Source organism: Bradyrhizobium sp. Arg237L, from assembly GCF_029990105.1.
Lineage (GTDB): Bacteria > Pseudomonadota > Alphaproteobacteria > Rhizobiales > Xanthobacteraceae > Bradyrhizobium.
This window is the reverse complement of the sequence record NZ_JAQMIL010000179.1, coordinates 1-1,369: the sequence shown is the minus strand read 5'-3', so window position 1 is coordinate 1,369 and position 1,369 is coordinate 1. Positions and strand designations below refer to the sequence as shown.

Sequence of the window (1,369 nt, the reverse complement as noted above, 5' to 3'; positions counted from 1 at the left end):
TGAGCAACCGGCGACATGGGTAACACTTCAAACCGACGACATGGGTAACACAATTCTCGTTTCGTTCAGGTCTGCTGTTGCTGGGGCTGTGGACCTTGGGGGCAACGCGCAGCGTTGTCCCCAAGTCCACAGCGCTTGCGCTTTGGTTTTCGGAGTTCATCGCTCTGATAGGCGATGGTGCCGAGCATGATCGGGCCGTAGCTGACGGTCCAGCAGCCCTCGGATTCAGCTAGGCCAACCGGCTCACCCGCCAGAGCCGCGGTGATGTAGACGAACTTGCCATCGAGTTTGATCTCTCCGTTGTGGCGAACCCGGCGGACGTCCTGGTCGCCATAGTCCGGCGAGCGCAGGATGCCATCAAAACGGCGCGGTGAAGCCTGGTAGCGCTCGGCCGGCGTGGCATTGTCGAGCGCCTGGTGCGGGCGTTCTTCGTTGTAACGCTGCTGGAAGGCGCGCAGGCGCTTGAGCTGGTCGCGCAGGCTGTGTGCCGGCGGGTTGGCCGCCTCCTGCAACAGGGTAAGATGCATGCGCTCGTGACGGCCGTTCTGCTGCGGCTTGCCCGGAGCAATGCGTTCCGGCGTGACGCCGGCCTTGATCAGCTTCACCGACAGCCTTGACAGTCCGCCGGCGCCTGTCGACGCAAAGGGGGCGCCATTGTCCGACCGCATGTAACGGGGCAGCCCGAACTCGCGGAACGCGGCGTCGAGCACCGGCCAGACATGCTCGGTGTCCGTGTGCGGCAGCGCCTGGCAGCGCAGAAGGTAGCGGCTATGGGCATCGGTGATCGTCAGCGGTTCACACCGCTCGCCGTCGCCCGTCAGGAACCAGCCCTTGAAGTCGATGCACCAGACGTCGTTGGCGGCCTCACAATAGGCAAAGGGCGCACTCGATGGCGGGCTGCGCCGGCGCAGCCGGCGCTTCACCGTCAGCCCCTCGCGATCGAACAGCTCTCCGATCGTGCTCGCCGCCGGCCAGTCTGTTTTGGGCGCGCGGCGTTCCAGATAGGCCCGCACCTTCACCGGCCCCCAGCTCGGATGCGCTCGCCGCGCCTCAAGGCAGCGCTCGGCAATGTCCGGCGCAATCGCGTGCGGGTGGTGCTGTGGAGCTCGTGAACGGTCGAGCAGGCCGACAGTCCCTTCCTCCTCAAAGCGCGCCAGCCACTTGTACCCGATCCGGCGGCTCACGCCGAACCGCCGGCAGGTCGCCGCAAACGATTCCTCGCGCTTCTCAACCGCCACCACAAACCGCATCCGCTCTTCCACGGTACAGGTCTCCTTCCACCCCATCGGCAAGGTCCTCCTTGCCGACCAGTTGACCTGTTACCCATGTCGCCGGTCTATTCTGTTACCCATGTAGCCGGTCAGGACCG

Annotated in this window: 1 protein-coding gene; it reads right to left on the bottom strand. The window is 65.2% G+C overall.

The features are described from left to right. Positions 1-65 precede the first annotated feature (65 nt). A complete protein-coding gene (locus OZ411_RS42840) occupies positions 66-1,286 on the bottom strand; it encodes an integrase core domain-containing protein (protein WP_245476868.1) in 1,221 nt (406 codons plus the stop codon). Positions 1,287-1,369 lie beyond the last annotated feature (83 nt).